Origin of the sequence: Geomonas subterranea (assembly GCF_019063845.1) — a bacterium.
Taxonomy (GTDB): Bacteria; Desulfobacterota; Desulfuromonadia; order Geobacterales; family Geobacteraceae; genus Geomonas; species Geomonas subterranea.
Map to the genome: position 1 here is coordinate 2,653,153 of NZ_CP077683.1, position 15,794 is coordinate 2,668,946.

Below are 15,794 nucleotides of genomic sequence, written 5' to 3' on the forward strand. Positions count from 1 at the left end.
GTCCGGAATCAAGTGAATAAACGGGGCGCGCTGTGATGAAAAAAAGGGCGGAAGGTTTCCCTTCCGCCCCGTGTTTGCGACTGGTGCGCCCCGTGTTACTTGAAGAGCGCCTTCTGGTACTCGCGGTTGAGCCTCGCGATGAACTTGACGTTGATCCCTTTCGGGCAGGCGGCCTGGCACTCGTAGTGGTTGGAGCAGTTGCCAAAGCCGGCTTCCTGCATCGCCTCGGTCATGGCGCAGACGCGCTCGGCGGCCTCCGCCTGGCCCTGCGGCAGGGCGGCCAACTGGGCAACCTTGGCCGAGGTGTAGAGCATGGCCGAACCGTTCGGGCAAGCGGCGACGCAGGCACCGCAGCCGATGCACTCGGCGGCGTCCATGGCGTAGTCGGCGGCGATCTTCGGCACCAGGATGGCGTTGCCGTCGGCAACACCGCCGGTGTGGCAGGAGGTGTAGCCACCAGCCTGCATGATCTTCTCAAGGGCGTTCCTGTCCACGATCAGGTCTTTCTGGATCGGGAAGGCAAGTGCGCGCCACGGCTCGATGTAGATGGTGTCACCGTCGTTGAAGTTCCTCATGTGCAACTGGCAGACGGTGGTGCGCTCCTGGCCGCCGTGCGGCACGCCGTTGATGACCTGGGAGCACATGCCGCAGATACCCTCGCGGCAGTCGTGGTCGAATGCGATCGGATCCTTCCCCTCTTTGATCAGGTGCTCGTTCACTTCGTCGAGCATCTCCAGGAAGGACTGGTCCGGGCTTACGTTTTTGGCCTCGTACTGCTCGAGCTTTCCCGGAGCTTTGGGGCCACTTTGGCGCCATACGTGTAGTGTGAGGTTCATTATTTATAACTCCTTACCGCCAGATGAACGTTCTCGAACGTCAACGGCTCCTTGTGCAGTTCGGGCTCCTTGTCGACACCTTTGAACTCCCAGGCTCCAACGTAGCAGTAGTTCTCGTCGTCGCGCTTGGCCTCGCCGTCCGGCATCTGGTGCTCGGTGCGGAAGTGGCCGCCGCAGGACTCGTTCCTGTGCAGGGCGTCCTTCGCCATCAGCTCGCCGAACTCGAGGAAGTCCGCCACGCGGCCGGCGTTCTCCAGCTGCTGGTTCAGCTCCTCGCCCTTGCCGGTGACCTTGACGTTCTTCCAGAACTCCTCGCGCAGGACCGGGATACGCTTGATGGCGTCCTTGAGGCTCTCTTCGCTCCTGGCCATGCCGACGTTTTCCCACATGATCTTGCCCAGTTCGCGGTGGAACTCGGAAACGGTCTTCTTGCCGTTGATGTTCAAGAGGCGGTTGTTGTAGGACTTCACGTCCTCTACCGACTTCTTGCACTCGGGGTGGTCCGCCTTGACGGCGCCCGGCTTGGTCTTCGCGAGGTAATTCGCGATGGTGTAGGGGATGACGAAGTAGCCGTCGGCCAGGCCCTGCATCAGCGCGGAAGCGCCCAGGCGGTTCGCGCCGTGAACGGAGAAGTTCGCCTCGCCCAGGACGAAGAGGCCCGGGACGTTGCTCTCGCAGTTGTAGTCGACCCAGAGGCCGCCCATGGAGTAGTGCGGTGCCGGGTACATGCGCATCGGCTGCTTGTAGGCGTTCTCGTCGGTGATCTTCTCGTACATCTCGAAGAGGTTGCCGTAGCGCTCGCGGATGGTGTGCTCGCCGACGCGCTTGATGGCGTCGGAGAAGTCGAGGTTCACGCCGCGGCCGCCGGGGCCGACGCCGCGCCCGTCGTCGCACTGCTCTTTGGCCGCGCGGGAGGCGATGTCGCGGGGAGCGAGGTTACCGAAGGAGGGGTACTTCCGCTCCAGGTAGTAGTCGCGCTCTTCTTCGGGGATGTCGTTGGGGTGACGGTTGTCACCTTTTTTCTTCGGAGCCCAGCAGCGGCCGTCGTTCCTGAGCGACTCGGACATGAGGGTCAGCTTGGACTGGTGCTCGCCGTGCTGCGGGATGCAGGTCGGGTGGATCTGGGTGTAGCAGGGGTTCGCGAAGAAGGCGCCCTTTTTGTGGGCACGCCAGTTGGCGGTAACCGAGCAGCCCATCGCGTTGGTGGAGAGGTAGAACACGTTCACGTAGCCGCCGGTGGCGAGAACGACAGCGTCGCCCACGTGGGTGCGGATCTCGCCGGTGATCAGGTCGCGGACGGTGATCCCTTTGGCCTCGCCGTCGACCACCACGAGGTCGAGCATCTCGGTGCGGGCGAAGAGCTTGACGGTACCGGCTTTCACCTGGCGGGAGAGGGCCGAGTAGGCGCCCAGGAGGAGCTGCTGCCCCGTTTGGCCGCGGGCGTAGAAGGTACGGGAAACCTGGGCGCCGCCGAAGGAGCGGTTGTCCAGGTAGCCGGCGTAGTCGCGGGCAAACGGAACGCCCTGGGCCACGCACTGGTCGATGATGTTGTTGGACACCTGGGCCAGACGCCAGACGTCAGCCTCACGGGCACGGAAGTCGCCACCCTTGATGGTGTCGTAGAACAGGCGGTAGATGCTGTCGCCGTCGTTGGGGTAGTTTTTCGCGGCGTTGATGCCGCCCTGCGCCGCGATGGAGTGGGCCCGGCGTGCGCTGTCCTGGTAGCAGAAGGCTTCGACGTTGTAGCCGAGCTCGCCCAGGGTGGCTGCGGCTGCGCCACCGGCCAGGCCGGTGCCGACAACGAGGACTTTGTACTTACGTTTGTTAGCGGGGTTAACCAGCTTCAGGTCGAAGCGGTGCCTGTCCCACGAGGTCTGAATCGGTCCTTTCGGACATTTTCCGTCGAGTATCACTTGAACCCCCTAAAGTTTCAATAAGCCGGCCAGGATGACCGCAGGAATCGAGATGTAAGCAAGCATGAGGAGGGCGGAGATGACCTTGCCGCCGGTACCGAAGGCCGGGATGGTCTTCTCGTTGTTCCACCCCATGGTCTGCAGGAAGCTCGGGATGCCGTGGGAGAGGTGCAGGAAAAGCATCAGCATGGCGAACATGTAAGCCAGCGAGATCAGCGCGTTGCCGAAGCTGGTCACGACCATCCTGAACACGTCGGGACGGTTGGCGGAATCGAGGCCGACCACCACGTCAGGGGTGCCGTGAATGGTGAACTGAAGCAGGTGGTACATGATGAAGCCCAGCACCAGAAGGCCGGTCCAGATCATGTTCTCGGAGGCGAAGCTCGCCTTCAGGTTCCTTTTTACGGCGTAGGCGCCGGGGTTGGCCGCCCTGTTCTCCAGGGTCAGCGTGACGCCGTAGCAGATGTGGATGGCGATGGCTGCCAGCATGAACAGGCGGAAAGCCCAGACCAGCGGCGGCAGGCTATGCAGGTGCTCAGCATAGGCGTTGATGCCGTTGGGGCCAAAGAAGATGGTGGAGTTTCCGATCAGGTGTATCAGGATGAAGATGATCAGGAGCTGACCCGTGATGGACATCAGGATCTTTCTTCCCACAGAGCTAGATAAGATTCGCATGTTTTTTGTCCCTTTGCCTTTTTTCGATTAATCAGTTGAGTTGGATTGCTGCGTACACCGGAGGAGTACAAGTCCCGAAAACCGGGTCACGGGGCGGACTCGCGGCTTCCGCTTGGGGAGGATGGGGGACCACGCCACGGGCTCAGTGTCTGCATTCGATCTCTCCTTTATTAATCTCACATTAGCAACAGTGGATGGTATCTATAACATAAAAATCGGCGGGTTGATAGACGCGCATATTAAATGCCGTTATACCAAATTGCAACAGTTTTTTGTATACAGCATACAATTAATGGTTCAGCCATCTTAGCCCCCTCTAAATTGCAGTAACCATGTTTTGAAATAACGCTTACGCGGCCCCGATCTTGCATTTTTTACCCCGCTCTGCTAATTAGGATAACCACCATCAGTAAAACATTAGGAAACCAGGAAGGTTCATGATTTATAAACTGCTCAAGAAGGACCCGAAGTCCGGCGCCCGCCGCGGCGTAGTGACCACCGCCCACGGCGAGATCCAGACCCCCATTTTCATGCCGGTGGCCACCCACGCAGCCATGAAGGCGATGACGCCGGCCCAGGTCAAGGAGACCGGTGCCCAGATCATCCTTTCCAACACCTACCACCTGCACCTGCACCCGGGCGAGGCCCTGGTGCAGAAGGCGGGCGGCCTGCACAAGTTCATGTGCTGGGATGGCCCGATCCTCACCGACTCCGGCGGGTTCCAGGTTTTCTCGCTCCCGAAGAAACGGATCACCGAGGAGGGGGTCTTCTTCCGCCACGAGGACACCGGCGAGGAGATCTTCCTCGACCCCGCCAAGGCAGTCGCGATCCAGGAGGCCCTCGGCGCCGACATCATCATGAACTTCGACGAGTGCATCCCCTACCCCTGCGACAAGGCGTACGCGGAGCGCTCCACCGAGAAGACCATCCGCTGGGCCAAGCAGTGCATCGACGCCCACTCGCGCGAGAACCAGTACCTGTTCGGCATCGTGCAGGGAAGCGTGTTCGAGGACCTGAGGAAGCGCTGCGCCAAGGCCCTGGTCAAGATGGACTTCCCCGGCTACGCGATCGGCGGGGTTTCCGTGGGCGAGGGGCTGGAGCTTCTGAAGCAGGTCGTGGGGTACACCGCGCCGCATCTCCCCGAGGACAAGCCGCGCTACCTGATGGGGGTGGGGCTTCCGGAGGACATCCTGGAGAGCGTCGAGCGCGGCATCGACATGTTCGACTGCGTCATCCCGACCCGCTACGCAAGAAGCGCGACCCTCTTCACCAACCGCGGCCGCATCCGGCTCACCAACAAGAATTACCGGCGCGACTTCTACCCGGTGGAACCCAACTGCAGCTGCTACACCTGCCGCAACTTCACGAGGGCCTACCTGCACCACCTGTTCACGTCCAACGAGGTGCTCTCGGCGATCCTCGCCAGCATCCACAACGTGCACTTCTACCTGAACATGATGGCGGAGATCCGCACCTCGATCGAGGAGGGGCGCTTCGTGGAGTACAAGCAGCAGTTCCTTGCTGCCTATCTGAAGGGCAAATAGGTGATCCCCATGCGAGAAAGCTTTCTTGTCGCAGCCACCGTCCTCTCGCTCTTTTGCGGCTGCTCAAAGCACGAGGAGGCGCAGGCACCCGCGCCGAAGCAGTCCCCGGCCCGGCTGGAGCTTTTCGGCGAGGAACTCTACAACGAACGCTGCCGGGACTGCCATATCGTGAAGGACAAGGGGGGTGTCGTCGGCCCCGAACTGACCCACGTCGGGAGCAAGCGCGACCGCACCTTCCTGGAGCGGGTGATCCGCGAGCCTGGGAAGGTCTATCCCGGCACCGTGATGCCTCCCTACGACACCTTTTCGAAGAAACAGATAGACTCGCTGGTCGACTACCTGAGCGGACTCAAGTAGCTGTAGCCCCTCACCCCAGCCCCCCCCTGGAGGGGAAGGTTGGGAGGGGGGAAGGCCGCAGTCCCGCAGAAAATTACCCCTCCCTTGCCCTCCCCCTCCGGGGGAGGGAACACTTCCTTCCGGAGATCCATCATGTCCACTGAAACCACACAAGACCGCTTCGACCGCCTCATGGAGATCATGCGCAGGCTGCGCGCCCCCGGCGGGTGCCCCTGGGACGCGGAGCAGACCCACGAATCGCTCAAGCGCTACCTCCTGGAGGAGTCCTACGAGGTCATCGAGGCGATCGACGCCAGGGACCAGAAGCTTCTGAAGGAGGAGTTGGGGGACCTGATGCTGCAGCCGGTGTTCCACGCGGCCATAGCCGAGGAGAGCGGCACCTTCACCATGGACGAGGTGCTCGACGCCATCAACGAGAAACTGGTGCGCCGCCACCCCCACGTCTTCGGGGACCAGGTGATCGAGAGCAGCGCCGCGCAGGTGGAGAACTGGGAGAAGATCAAGAAGAGTGAAAAGGGAGACGAGCGCAAGTCGGCGCTCTCGGGTATCCCGCCGCACCTCCCCGCGCTCATGAAGGCGCAGAAGATCACCGAAAAGGCGGCGCGGGTCGGCTTCGACTGGGAGCATACGGACCAGGTCTTCGCCAAGGTGATGGAGGAACTGCACGAGTTCCAGGAGGCGATGGCCGCCGGCGACCAGCAGGAGATGGAGTCCGAACTGGGGGACCTCCTCTTCGCCATCGTGAACCTGGGGCGGTTCCTTGCCATCGACCCGGAGGAGGCCCTCAGAAAGACCATCCAGCGTTTCACCCGGCGCTTCGAACACATAGAGGAGACCCTGCATGGCGGTGGCCGGAAGCTGCAGGATGCCTCCCTGGAGGAGATGGATCTGCTCTGGGAAGAAGCGAAGAAACTGGAGAAACGTTGAATCTAATTAATATTTTTGGGCAACCAGCGGCTTATCCACACTTTTTGTGGAAAAGGTGTGGATAACGATGTTGACAAACTGAGAAACCTACGGCTTTTAAGCAGTTTCCGCGTTCTGCATAAATATTGGCCACGACGATATTCGAACGAAAGATCAGCTAGTTACGATAAATTGTATACATCCGCGGTCAATCAACCTCAACTAAAATTAGCTACACCTAATTAGGTCCCCAGCCAGGTGGAAATCCTGTGCATAACTACCCGATTTTGGCCCGTATCACGCCCCCCCGGGCATCGAAACCCACCCCCTCCATCGACAACAGCCCGCGCTTGGACTCCGTCCCCCCTGGAGCGGTGAACCCGGTCATGACGCCGCTGGCCCCGACCACCCGGTGGCAGGGGATGATGACCGGGAGCAGGTTTCTCGCCATGGCCCCTCCGATCGCCCTCGCCCCGTTGGGGGAGCCGCACGCCCCGGCGACCTCCCGATAACTGAGCACGGCCCCGTAAGGGATGGCGGCTACCACACGGTAGACGGTTTTCTGGAAGGGCGTGCATCCATCGAGGTCGAGGGGAAGCTCGAAAGCAACCCTCTCACCCGCGAAATAACGCCGCAGCAGCGCCGCTCCTTTCGCGGTCAGATCGCTCTCCCCTTTTGCCAGCGGGTACAGGGTCGCCGCCAGCTCCAGGGCCCCGGCGGCGGACGCCGTGCCGTAGGGGAGATGGTGGGCAACCAGACCCTGCTCGCTCGCCGCCAGCACCCCGTAACCGGCACCGGTTTCGTACATGGTCCACGCCGTAGCGGCCGACCTCTCTCTCATACTCTTCTCCCATAAAAAAAACCGCGCTGGATTGACTACATCCGTCAGGACAGCAGAAACAATACCATGTTGTTCCTGTCCCTTTCCAGTGGATTTCGCAGTCGCGGCGCGGTCCTTCAACTTCTATTTTTTGAGCAGCTTTCTCTTCGCCAGCCCGATCACGTCACCGGCCTCCTCGCAGCGCAGCAGGTGCGCCGACACGAGAAAGATGGCCATGCCCGCCAGCACCCCGCCCCCCAGCACGCCTCCCTTGAGCAGACGCCTGCCGGCCGGGGACCAGTCGATGAGCCGCATGATCCAGTACACCACCAGCGCCATCGGGACGGAGGCCATCATCCCTTTCACCCCGGCGACGGCAATGGCCCGCCCCCCGAAGGGGCCGATCTTCCTTCTCAAGAACCAGAGCAGGAGCATCATGTTGCCCAGCGCGGAAAGGGACGAGGCCAGCGCGAGCCCGCCGTGCTTCATAGGCCCCATCAGCATCAGGCTGAACAACAGGTTGAGCAGGAAAGCGGCGAAGGCGATGACGACCGGTGTCCTGGTGTCCTTGAGCGCGTAGAAGGCCGGGACCAGCACGCGCACCAGCGCCACGAATGTCAGCCCCACCGAGTAGTAAAGGAGCGCGGTGCCGCAGTTGACCGCCTTGGCGTAGTCAAAGGCGCCCCCCATGAACAGCAGGGAGAAAATCGGCGTGGCGCAGAACATGAGCCCCACCATGGCGGGAATGGTGATGAACAGGGTAAGCCGGACGCCGTAGGAGAGGGATTCCTTGAGCGCGTCCATGTCCCCAGCGGCCGCCTGGCGGCTCATCGACGGAAGGACCGCCTGCGCAACCGAAACCGTGAAGATCCCCTGCGGGAACTCGAAGAGCCGCTGAGCGTAATAAAGGTAGGAGACGCTCCCCTCGGGAAGGAGCGACGCCAGGATGGAACCGACGGCGATGTTGAGGTAGTAAACACCGACACCGAACACGGACGGCCCCATGAGCAGCGTGATCCTTTTCAGCGCGGGATGCCCGAAGTCGAAGTTGGGCCTCACCGGAAAGCCCTTCCGGTAAAGCACCGGGAGTTGCAGCGCCAGTTGCAGCACCCCGCCGATCAGCACGCCCACCGCCAGCGAGACGATGGGAACCTGGAACCGGTGGTTAAGCAGCAGCGCGCACAGGATCATGGAGATGTTCAGGAACACCGTGGAGATCGCCGGCGTGAAGAAGTGGCGCAAGGTGTTCAGTATTCCCATACACAGGGCGACCAGGCTCACGAAGAAGATGTAGGGGAACATGAGCCGGTTCAGCAAGATGGTGACCGAAAGTTTTTCCGGGTTGGAGGTGAACCCCGGGAACATGAGGTGGACTATCTGCGGCGAGAAGATGATGCCGGCGATGGTGATGACGGCCATCACGATGGTGAGCGCGGTGAAGCAGACGTTCGCCAGCGCGCGGGTCTCCTCCTCCCCCTTCTGGGTGTGCCATTCCGAGAAGGTGGGGACGAAGGCGGAGGTGAGCGCCCCCTCGGCGAAGAAGCGGCGCAGCATGTTGGGGATCTGGAACGCGGCGAAGAAGGCGTCCGTGTAGAGGCCGGCGCCGAAGAGGCGGGAGACCACCATGTCGCGGATCATCCCCATGATGCGGGAGAGCATGGTGGCCGCGCCCAAAACGCCAGCGGCGCGGGCTATGTTCTTCTTTTCAGACAAACAACCTCCTAAAACCTGAAACCCAAAATTAACGCAAAGACGCAAAGCCGCGAAGTAACCAACCCGAAGGTCTTAAAAGAAGGTTGTGACTTCTTTGCGCCTTTGCGGCTTTGCGTTAAATTTTAAGCCTTTGTGATATCAAGCTGCCGGAAGTACTCCTCCCGGCAGAAATTTTCCACATCGACCATGGCGGCGAAGGCCTCGCCGAACCCTTGCCGCCCCAGCGTGAAGACGCCGTGGCCGTAGACGATGGCGGAACCGCTGGCGCCGATCACGGGGGGCACGCGCTTGGCGAGTCCGCCGGCCCCGATCTCGCCGGCGACCACCGGGGTTCCCCCCAGATCCCGCACGTGGGGGCACTCCTTCCAGCAGTCCTTGATGGCGCACTCCCGCTTGCGATCGCAAAGCATGCTCATCACCACGGAAAACTTCGGATGGCCGTGCAGGATGACGCGGGCGCCGGTCTGCTCGTAGATCTTCCGGTGCGCCAGAAGCTCGCTGGAGGCGGTGATCCCGGTGGTGGACGAGTTGTCGGCCGGAACCGGGTCGATGCACCCTTTCAGCTCGTCCAGGCTCGCGGCGGTCTGGGAGATGTAGATCAACTCACCCGCCGACACCGAGATGTTGCCAAAGAAGGAATCCACCAGCCCGCGCTCCACGGTGTAGCGCCCCACCCGCTCGATCTCGGCAAGGATGCCGTTCTTGTCCAGGGAGAGGGCACCCGCGAAATCCAGCCCCTCGGCGAAGAGCGGCCTCAGCCATTGCCGCCGGAAGGCCTCGAAGGCTTCACGCTCCCCCGGCAGGCGGAAGCCGTCGGCAAGCAGATCCTGCAGGTATTTCACGAAGGTGGAATGGAACACCGAGGAGTAGTTGATGAAGGCCTGCTCCACGGTGATGGCGCCGACGGCGACGATCCCGATCCCTTCGACGATGACCCCTTTCCTGTTGCCCAGGAGCCTGGCCAGGACGGGGGCGGGGTCGCCTGCGAGATCTTTTTTACGCAGGAAGGGGATGTCGTGCAGGAAGGTCCGCGTCTCGGTGTCCTGGGGGACGATGCACTCCTCCCCCTCCCCGGCCCGGGCGATCAGGAAGTCCGCGAAGGGAAGCGACGGGCGCGCGGCCACCAGAGCGAGGGAGTTCAGACGCGACAGCGTCCCCCCCGCCAGTGCGGCCAGGTCGGGGGCGCCTGCCGTGATGAGCGCGTCGTCCTGCGCCGCGAAGGCGATGCCGTCGGCACAGGCCGAGCGGTCGGCAAGAAGTTTGCCGGTATATTTACTGATCTGGTCTCGCATATCTCACAGCTTCATGTTTGTGGTGGCACGTTCAGGGCAGCTCGCCGAGGAGGTCGCGGTCACCGAAACCTCCGTCCTCGTCGAGTCCGCGGATACGGTAGTACTTCTGCAGCTCCTCGTCGAAACGGGCGCGGTCGATGGGGGGGACGTCGATCCCCTCGCCGGCGCTTCCCGCCTCCTCGAAGAACCGGCGCGGCAGCGTGTCGTGACTGCGGTCGAAACCGTTGCCGCAGTTGTAGAAGCGCTCGGTGAGGTAGATCCGCTCGCCGATCGCCTTGAGCGACTCCGGGCCGTACTCCACGCCGGTCACCGCGGAGAGGAGCTCGCCGTACTCCTCGAGGGTCGCGCCGAAGAAGGCGAACTTGCAGGCGACCAGCGAGTCTACCGCCGCGTTGACGTCCTCCGCGATCTTGATGATCCTCGCCTTCCCCGAGAAGGAGAAGCGGTCGGTGGGGACCGGCTTTCTCAGTATCTCGTGCGAGATGGGATACGCGCGCAGATGACAGCCGCCGCGGTTCGAGGTGACATAGGCGAGCGCCATGCCGTAGGCGCCGCGCGGGTCGTAGGCGGGAAGCTCTAGGGACTTGACGCTCATGGACAGCTCCGGCTTCCCCAAGACCTCGCCGACGCGACGCGAACCGAGGCTCAGGAGCTCCCCCTGGTCGTGCCGGTAGGCGATGTCGGCGAGCAGGCTCGCCACTTCGGCCGCATCCGGAAAACGTCCGCGCGCCTCGCCGAAGGCCGACAGGGTGGCCGCGGCGGAGATGGTGTCCAGGCCGAGCTCGTTGCACATCGTGTTGGCCCTGACGATGGCATGCAGGTCGGAGATGCCGTTCAACGCGCCGAAATGATTCACCGTTTCGTATTCCGGCAGCGGCTCGCCGGCGGCGCTCGCTTTCTTGCACTGGATGGGGCAGCCGTAGCACCCCTCCTTCCTTGCGCCGCACTCCTTGCGGATGGCCGGACCGGAGTAGTTGCCGGATCCGGCGAAGAAGGTGGAGCGGAAGTTCTCGGTGGGAGCCATGCGCCGCTGCGCCATCAGGTCGACCAGGGCCGGTGTGCCGTACTCGGCGATGCCCAACTCGCCGAAGATGACCGGCGAGGCCAGGAAAAGGCGCATGACATCGGCGCGGGCGGCATCGAAGCGCTCCCTGTCGGCGATGCCGGTCACGCCGTCACCCTGTGCCGTGACCGCTTTCAGCCCCTTGGCCCCCATGACGGCACCGAGGCCGCCGCGGCCGATCGAGTTCCCCTCCCCCATCATGATGTTGGCGAAGAGGACGCCGTTCTCGCCGGCGGGGCCTATGGCCGTCACGGAACCCCGCTCCTTCAGTGCCGCCACCGTCTCCTTCACCCCCTTGCCCCACAGCGACTGGGCCGGATGCAGTTCATCACGTACCGGGTCAATGCAAAGAACGACCGGGTGGGGGCTCTTTCCGGTGATGAAGAGTGCGTCGAGGCCGGCCGCCTTGAGGCGCCACGCGAAGCGCCCCCCCGCCGAGCAGTCGTAGATGGTGCCGGTGAGCGGCGATCGCGAAACGCAGGCGAGGCGCGCAGCCGTAGGGGAATTGGTGCCGCACAGGGGGCCTACCGCGAAGATGAGCGGCATGTCAGGCTCGAAGGGGCCGAGGCGGAAGTAGTCACGCATCAGCCGGACGCCAAGCCCGCGCCCCCCCAGGTAGGCGTGCAGAATCTCTGAGGGGATCTCCCTGCGTTCGCAGGTGCCACGGGTGAGATCAACATGCAGCAACTTTCCGGTCCAGCCGAACATAAAAACCTCAAGAATTCAAAAAGCTCACCACAGAGGGCACGGAGGTCCACGGAGGTCTCAGAGGAAAGGCTGCTTCAGGAAAATGACAAATCCTCTGTGACCGCCTTGGCTTTTCCTTTGTGTCCTCTGTGCTCCGCCTTTGTCCCTTTACTATTTTTAAAGCAGTTCCTGCTTCCCCTGCCGCTCCAGTTCCTCGACCACTTTCTTCACGTCCTGCGCGGCCGCTTTCGAGCAGACGAGCAGGGCATCGGGGGTGTCCACGACGATCAGGTCGCTGACGCCGACAAAGGCTACCACTTTACCGTTGCCATAGGCAAGACACTCCTTGGCTCCTACCGACACGGCACCCGTCGAGTTGATGACCACGTGCCCCGCCGCGTCCGCCTCCATCACCTCGGGAAGGGCGCTCCAGGAGCCTACGTCGCTCCAGCCGAAGGAGGCGGGAATGACCTGCACGTCCCGCGCCTTCTCCATGACGCCGAAGTCGATCGACTCCCCCTTGATGCCGCCATAGATCTCGGCTACCTGAGGGTTCAGACCGGAAAGGTCCCAGACGTCGGTCTCGAAGCTGAGCTTTGCCAGGGCCTGGGAGAGTTCCGGCATGTGCAACGCGATCTGGTCCAGTATCGCGCGGGCGGACCAGACGAACATGCCGCTGTTCCAGTAGAAGCGCCCGGACGCGAGGAACTCCATCGCACGCTCCAGGTTCGGCTTTTCCACGAAGCGCTTTACCGGTGCCGCGCCTGACTCCGCATGCTGGCAGGCCTCGATGTAGCCATAGCCGGTCTCCGGCCGCGTCGGGGTGATTCCCAGCGTCACCAGCGCGCCGCTCACCGCGACCGAACGCGCGGCAGCCAGGGTGGCACGGAAGGTCTCCTCGTCGACGATGTAGTGGTCGGCGGGGAGCACCACCATGATCCCGTCGGGATCGAAACGGGCGATGACGGAGGCGGCAAGGCCGATGGCAGGCGCCGTGTTGCGCCCCACCGGCTCCTCGATCACGTCGACCGGGACCCCGTCGATGTAGGCCAGCTGGGCCCTGGTCTCCGCGGCCTGCAGCGCGTTGGTGACCACCATTACCCGCTTGGGGGCGAGCGGCAGGACGCGCTCCACAGTCCTTTGCAGCATGGACTTGCCGCCGAAAACGGACATGAGCTGCTTCGGGGTGCTCTTGCGGGACAGCGGCCAGAACCTGGTGCCGGAGCCGCCCGCGAGGATGACGATGTACATGGTTTCCTCCAGCTGTAAGAGATCCCCCTGCCCAAAGGAGGGGAGAAACAAGAAAACTTAGGCGCAGCCCCGCGTGAGCCTGCGCATCTTCATCACCAGGGCCGCGGGCACGAAGGCAAAAAGACTCAACATGGCTCCCATCTTGGCCGACGAACCGGCTTCCGAGCCAGGGAATGCCTCTCCGGCTACAAACAGGGCCACGGTGAAACCGATCCCGGCGACGAGGCCGGTTGCGAACAGCTCGCGCAGCCCCACCCCGATGGGGAGCGGGAAGCCGAGCTTGCTTCCCATGAGCCCGAACAGCACGATGCCGATCATCTTGCCGCAGATCAGGGACGCCAGTACCAGCCACGTGGCGGGGCCGACCGAGCCGAGGGCGACGCCGGCGTTCACCAGCCCGAAAACGAAAAGCCCGATATCGACGAACAGCTTCCAGTCGTGCTCGAACCGGGAGAGCGGCGTCAGGTCGTCAGGGTCGATGTCGAACATGTGGCGCTTCTCCACCGGCGGGTGCGGCAGGAACGGGACCACGAGGGCCAGCGCCAGGGCCGGGTGCAGGTGGGCTTCATGCAACCCCAACCAGCTCAGAGCCCCCCCGAAAATGAGGTAGGGCCAGTAGTTATTCACCCTGCAGTGCCGCAGCAGGTAGCAAAGGGCCAGCGCGGCGCCGCAAAGAAGCAGCCATTGAGGCTGCACCGGGGCAAGCGGGTCGCCGTAGAAAAGCGCTATGATGACCAGCCCCACCGCGTCGTCGGCAATCGCCAGAAGCAGCAGGAAGGAGATGGCCGGGTGTCCCTTCCCGAAGATGAACCGCGCGGCGAGCCAGGCCAGCGCGATGTCGGTCGCAGTCGGAATCCCCCACCCACGGTTCAGGGCAGGAGTGCCGAATGCGGCATTCAGGAGCAGATAGAGCACGACCGGCCCAAGTATCCCGCCGACCGTGGCCAGCAGCGGGTTGACGGCACGCCGCAACGGGTGCAGATCGCCCCCCGGCAGGCAGCTTTGGGTTATCTCCACGGCGGCGATGCCGAAGAAGAACGCCATGAAGATGTCGTTGGTGACGAAGTGAATAGAAAGACCCGCTAAAAGCGGGTCGTGCAGGAAGTGGTGGTACTGCCCGGGGGCGAGGTTCGCCCAGACCAGCGCGGCGATGACGCCCGCCGCCAGCGGGACGGAGAATTCCCTGAGCAGGCTTAGTTGTTTATGCATTTATACGATGGGCTCCACGGCCGCCTCGACGGCGCTCTCCGCACCAGGAGCCTCGACACGGTGGTAGTCGTCCTGGAAGCGGACGATGTCGTCCTCGCCCAGGTACTCGCCGCTTTGCACCTCGATGATCACCAGCGGTATCACGCCGGGGTTCTCCAGTCGATGGGTCGACCCGATCGGGATGAAGGTGGACTCGTTGATGTTGATGATCTTCACAGTCTCGCCACAGGTGACCTTGGCCGTGCCGGAAACCACGATCCAGTGTTCGCTGCGGTGATGGTGCATCTGCAGCGAAAGTCGCTGGCCCGGCAGCACCTCGATGCGCTTGATCTTGTAGCCGTTATGCTCGTCCAGGACCGTGTATGTTCCCCAGGGACGCTCTCCGCGTTCCATGATGTCCTCCGTGTTGTTGTAGATACCGTTACACGACTAGTTCCCCCGCCCCTTGCGGGAGGGGGTTAGGGGGTGGGGGCAGGTGCCACAACGTCGCTGATGCCGGCTCCCCCAGCCCCCTGGGGGGCGGTCGCTGTAGGGGCGAATAATCATTCGCCCGGTTTCGGAATTATGCCGGCCTCAACTCCAGGTAGCGCTTGAGCGCGTCCTGCCAGGGCTGGGGCACGAACCCGGTGTCCTGCTGCAGTTTCCCGCAGTCCAGGGTCGAATAAAGGGGGCGCGGCGCCGGGCGGTTCAACTGCCCGGTGGTCATCGGCAGGACCGCGACGTCGAGCCCGGCCAGGCGGAAGATCTCCTTTGCGAAGCCGTTCCACGACACGAACCCCGAGTTGGCTGCGTGGTAGGTCCCCTGGCACCCCTTGTCCAGCAGCGCCTTGATGGCGAGGGCGAGATCGCGGGTCCAGGTGGGGGAGCCGATCTGGTCGTCCACCACGGTCAGCTCCTTCTTCTCCGCGCCCAGCTTCAGCATGGTTTCAACGAAATTCTTGCCGCCGTGGCCGTAGAGCCACTGGGTGCGCACGATCAGGTGGTCCGGGTTGAACCAGGTGTTCATCTCGCCGCCCAGTTTGGACTCCCCGTAGACGCTGAGCGGAGCCGCGAGGTCATCCTCCAGGTAGGGCGAGCCCTTCTGGCCGTCGAAGATGTAGTCCGTGCTCACCTGGACCAGCTTGGCTCCGATTTCCTTGCTGATCATGGCGAGAAAGCCCACCCCTTCGCTGTTGACCATCATGGCCTGTTCGGTGTTGGACTGGCAGCCATCCACGTCGGTGTAGGCGGCGGCGTTGATCACCACGGACGGCTTCAGGGTGAGGAGCACCCGCTGCACCGATTCGAGGTCCGTGATGTCGATCTCATCGACATCGACCCCGCGCGCGGCGTCGCCGTACAGCGCCATCAACTCCTGCCCCAGCATCCCTTTGCTGCCAACTACCAGAATCATCTCAAACCCCATAGAACCGGTGCTACGTTCTGCGTTCTATGTTCTACGTTAAAAACCGAAAACACCTGATTGCCACCGCAGCCGGCAAACCAAGAAAAGATTCTAACCTAGAACGTAGAACATAGAACGTAGAAC

The 15,794-nt window shown here is 62.7% G+C and carries 14 protein-coding genes; 3 read left to right on the forward strand and 11 right to left on the reverse strand.

What is annotated here, in order from left to right; genetic code table 11:
• Nucleotides 1-95: 95 nt before the first annotated feature.
• Genes KP001_RS11540 through KP001_RS11550 form a run of 3 tightly spaced genes read right to left on the reverse strand, consistent with a single transcriptional unit; the run spans nucleotide 96 to nucleotide 3,424 of the window.
• Nucleotides 96-836, reverse strand: a complete 741-nt coding sequence (locus KP001_RS11540) for a succinate dehydrogenase/fumarate reductase iron-sulfur subunit (protein WP_217285794.1) — start codon at nucleotides 834-836, stop codon at nucleotides 96-98.
• A complete protein-coding gene (locus tag KP001_RS11545; protein WP_217285795.1) occupies nucleotides 836-2,749 on the reverse strand; it encodes a fumarate reductase/succinate dehydrogenase flavoprotein subunit in 1,914 nt (637 codons plus the stop codon). Before KP001_RS11545 ends, KP001_RS11540 begins: the two co-directional genes overlap by 1 nt.
• 9 nt (nucleotides 2,750-2,758) lie before the next feature.
• Complete coding sequence (locus KP001_RS11550; RefSeq protein ID WP_217285796.1) at nucleotides 2,759-3,424, reverse strand: succinate dehydrogenase cytochrome b subunit; 666 nt, start codon at nucleotides 3,422-3,424, stop codon at nucleotides 2,759-2,761.
• A gap of 437 nt (nucleotides 3,425-3,861) precedes the next feature.
• Between KP001_RS11550 and tgt the strand changes: the two genes are divergently transcribed.
• From tgt to mazG, 3 genes are all read left to right on the forward strand, one after another.
• The gene (gene tgt / locus KP001_RS11555; protein ID WP_217285797.1) at nucleotides 3,862-4,968 is read left to right on the forward strand and encodes a tRNA guanosine(34) transglycosylase Tgt; all 1,107 of its coding nucleotides are present in this window, start codon (nucleotides 3,862-3,864) and stop codon (nucleotides 4,966-4,968) included.
• A gap of 9 nt (nucleotides 4,969-4,977) precedes the next feature.
• Nucleotides 4,978-5,325 (forward strand): c-type cytochrome, encoded by a 348-nt coding sequence (locus KP001_RS11560; protein ID WP_217285798.1) that lies wholly within the window; start codon nucleotides 4,978-4,980, stop codon nucleotides 5,323-5,325.
• A 132-nt stretch (nucleotides 5,326-5,457) separates the two neighbouring features.
• Nucleotides 5,458-6,252, forward strand: coding sequence for a nucleoside triphosphate pyrophosphohydrolase (gene mazG, locus KP001_RS11565; protein WP_217285799.1), 795 nt, complete (start codon nucleotides 5,458-5,460; stop codon nucleotides 6,250-6,252).
• 256 nt (nucleotides 6,253-6,508) lie between these two features.
• Here mazG and KP001_RS11570 read toward each other — a convergent pair whose 3' ends face one another.
• The 8 genes from KP001_RS11570 to rfbD form a co-directional block, all read right to left on the reverse strand.
• Nucleotides 6,509-7,072: a methylated-DNA--[protein]-cysteine S-methyltransferase gene (locus KP001_RS11570; protein WP_217285800.1), complete on the reverse strand. Its 564-nt coding sequence runs from the start codon at nucleotides 7,070-7,072 to the stop codon at nucleotides 6,509-6,511.
• 123 nt (nucleotides 7,073-7,195) lie between these two features.
• Nucleotides 7,196-8,764 (reverse strand): murein biosynthesis integral membrane protein MurJ, encoded by a 1,569-nt coding sequence (murJ, locus tag KP001_RS11575; RefSeq protein ID WP_217285801.1) that lies wholly within the window; start codon nucleotides 8,762-8,764, stop codon nucleotides 7,196-7,198.
• 122 nt (nucleotides 8,765-8,886) lie between these two features.
• Nucleotides 8,887-10,056 (reverse strand): class II aldolase/adducin family protein, encoded by a 1,170-nt coding sequence (locus KP001_RS11580; protein WP_217285802.1) that lies wholly within the window; start codon nucleotides 10,054-10,056, stop codon nucleotides 8,887-8,889.
• A gap of 31 nt (nucleotides 10,057-10,087) precedes the next feature.
• Nucleotides 10,088-11,827, reverse strand: a complete 1,740-nt coding sequence (locus tag KP001_RS11585; RefSeq protein ID WP_217285803.1) for an aldehyde ferredoxin oxidoreductase family protein — start codon at nucleotides 11,825-11,827, stop codon at nucleotides 10,088-10,090.
• 156 nt (nucleotides 11,828-11,983) lie between these two features.
• The gene (locus KP001_RS11590; RefSeq protein WP_217285804.1) at nucleotides 11,984-13,057 is read right to left on the reverse strand and encodes a mannose-1-phosphate guanylyltransferase; all 1,074 of its coding nucleotides are present in this window, start codon (nucleotides 13,055-13,057) and stop codon (nucleotides 11,984-11,986) included.
• A gap of 57 nt (nucleotides 13,058-13,114) precedes the next feature.
• Complete coding sequence (locus KP001_RS11595) at nucleotides 13,115-14,266, reverse strand: Na+/H+ antiporter NhaA (protein ID WP_217285805.1); 1,152 nt, start codon at nucleotides 14,264-14,266, stop codon at nucleotides 13,115-13,117.
• Nucleotides 14,267-14,659 (reverse strand): cupin domain-containing protein, encoded by a 393-nt coding sequence (locus KP001_RS11600; RefSeq protein WP_217285806.1) that lies wholly within the window; start codon nucleotides 14,657-14,659, stop codon nucleotides 14,267-14,269.
• A gap of 169 nt (nucleotides 14,660-14,828) precedes the next feature.
• The gene (gene rfbD, locus KP001_RS11605; protein ID WP_217285807.1) at nucleotides 14,829-15,659 is read right to left on the reverse strand and encodes a dTDP-4-dehydrorhamnose reductase; all 831 of its coding nucleotides are present in this window, start codon (nucleotides 15,657-15,659) and stop codon (nucleotides 14,829-14,831) included.
• Nucleotides 15,660-15,794: the final 135 nt, after the last annotated feature.